The organism is Amycolatopsis sp. (assembly GCF_036008905.1).
Lineage (GTDB): Bacteria > Actinomycetota > Actinomycetes > Mycobacteriales > Pseudonocardiaceae > Amycolatopsis.
On the sequence record NZ_DASYMU010000171.1, the window covers coordinates 1 to 2,740 of the forward strand.

General features: G+C 66.2%; 1 protein-coding gene. It reads right to left on the reverse strand.

The features are described from left to right. Nucleotides 1-193 precede the first annotated feature (193 nt). Nucleotides 194-2,161: a potassium transporter Kup gene (locus VGP60_RS29165; RefSeq protein ID WP_327551335.1), complete on the reverse strand. Its 1,968-nt coding sequence runs from the start codon at nt 2,159-2,161 to the stop codon at nt 194-196. Nucleotides 2,162-2,740 lie beyond the last annotated feature (579 nt).

Sequence of the window (2,740 nt, forward strand, 5' to 3'; positions counted from 1 at the left end):
CTTCAAGCGGGGCTACGCCGAGTGGTCCGAGGCCGACCGCGACGCCACGGACGAGCTCGCACCGTACGCCTTGACGGCCTTGGACGAACTGCGGGCAGCGAGCGCGTCACTGGGCTGACCAGGCCGTCACCGCTGAGACAATCCGCGTCATCGAGATGGGCGGCCGCCGATCACAGCGTGACCGGAACCGCTGCTACACGTCGATGTGTGAACCCATGACGACAGTGCGGTCACGAGGAAGACCGAAATGCTCACCGGCATCGGCGGCGATGTAGGAGGTGGCAATGAACAGCCGCTTGCGCCACCGCGCCATGGTCGGCGCGTCCCCCCGCTGGAGCTCGATCCTCGACAGAAAATAGGACGCGTCGTCGAGTTGCAGCTGCCCCTCGGTCTCGGCCGGGTCGAGCGTCCGCAGCGCGGCGGGCACATCCGGGGTCTCCATATACCCGAACTTGGCCGTGACGTGGGTGATCCCGTCGTCCATGTAGCCGAGGTCGTCGACGACGATCCGCTGGTCCGCCGGCACACGGGGCACGATCTCGGTCTCGATCGACATGATCACGACGTGCTCGTGCCGCACATGGTTGTGGTCCACATTGGCCCGCATGGCCAGCGGCGCGGTCTCCTTGCCACGATTGAGGAACACAGCCGTACCGGGGACCCGCGTCGGCGACTTCCCGTTTCGCAACTCGTCGACGAACTCCCGCAGCGGTCCTTCACGCCGTTCACGCTCGGCGGTGACGATCCGCCGGCCCCTCTGCCAGGTGATCATCACGGTGAACGCGGTGACACCGATCAGCAGCGGCAGCCACGCACCGTGCGCCAGCTTGGTCATGTTCGCCGCGAGGAACAGCAGATCCACCCCCAGCAGCAGCGCGCCACCGACGCCGAGCAGCCACCTCGGCGTGCCCCACTTCCAGCGGGCGACGCAGAAGAACAACAACGTGGTGATGGTGATCGTCCCGGTCACCGCCATCCCGAACGCGAAGGCCAACGCCGCCGATGTGCGGAACGCGAAGACCAGGGTGAGCACCGAGACCATCAGCAGCCAGTTGATCCACGGCACGTAGATCTGGCCCCGCTCGGTCTCCGAGGTGTGCGCGACCCGCAACCGCGGCAGGTAACCGAGCTGAGCGGCCTGCGCGGCGACGGAGAACGCTCCGGTGATCACCGCCTGGGAAGCGATCACCGTCGCGGCCGTGGCCAGCAGGACCATCAGCAGCCGTCCCCAGCCGGGCACGAGCAGGAAGAACGGGCTGCTGACGTTGGCAGGGTCGTCGAGGATCAGGGCACCCTGGCCGAGATAGCTCAGTACGCACGCGGGGAACACCAGGAACAGCCAGCCCCGGGTGATCGACCGGCGGCCGAAATGGCCCATGTCGGCATACAGCGCCTCGGCGCCGGTGACCGCGAGCACGACCGCGGCCAAAGCGAAGAAGGCGATGCCGAAATGGCCGACCAGGAAGCCGACGGCGTAGGTCGGCGACAACGCCTTGAGGATCTCCGGATGGCCGGCGATGCCGGCCACCCCGAACCCGCCGATGGCAAGGAACCAGGCGATCATCACCGGCCCGAACACCCGGCCGATTGTCGCGGTCCCCCTGCGCTGCACCAGGAACAGCAACACGATGATCACCGCGGTGATCGGCACGATCAGGTCTTCCAGCGACGGCTCGACGACCTTGAGGCCCTCGACCGCCGACAGCACCGAGATCGCCGGAGTGATCATGCTGTCGCCGAGGAACAGCGCGGCGCCGAAGATGCCCAGTCCCGCCAGTACGACGGTCGCCCGCCGGCCTTGCCGTGCACCCCACCGCCGCAGCAACGTGATCAGCGCCATGATGCCGCCCTCGCCGTCGTTGTCGGCGCGCATCGCCAGCAGCACGTAGGTGACCGTCACGATGATCATCACCGACCAGAACACGAGCGACACCACCCCGTACACGTTTGCCGTGTTGATCGGGACTGGATGCGGATCGCTCGGATTGAACACGGTCGAGAGGGTGTAGATGGGGCTGGTCCCGATGTCGCCGAACACCACGCCGAGCGCGCCGATCACCAACGCGAGCCGCACCGTGTCACGCGTGCCCGGGCTGTGGGCCGCCGCCGACCCCGATGCGGATCCGGTATCCGACGTGGTCACGTCCTGTCGATCGGTCACGGTGATCTCCTCCGGGCGAGCGGCTGCGGGCACTTGATATCCGGCGCGCCCCGCCGGAGACTACCGGCCTCGTGACGGCGGCGTCGGCAGGTCCCGTACACCCGATGGTGGCTATGTGGCGTCAATCAATGCTGGAAGTCCACCGTGATCGACAGTCGATATTCTCGAAATATCCGCCACCCGGAATGCTCTTCTACTTAGCCGAAACGACGTCGCACGCCACAGCGGATGACACAGGTCTCACCGCCGACTGGCCTTCGGACCTCCCCGTCGTGCGCCAGGACTCCGCCGACCACCCCGGTAGGTTGGGGTCACGGAATGTGGCGAACCGATGTCTTGCAAACGAGACGTTTCGCCGAGTTGCGAGGAATCCGTCCGTCCACAGTGGAGGAGAAACAGCGAAGGCAAGGAGACCCACTCCTTACCCATTCAACATATGGCGGGCTGGGGGGATTGCGGCAAGACCCGGGCGGTACCTCAGAATTGCCGGCCGGCAGCCAGGACGTGGGGAACCAGGTGATCAGCAAGCGCATGGTCTGTCCATTATGTGCTTTCCCCGTAGGCTCCAACCTCACACGT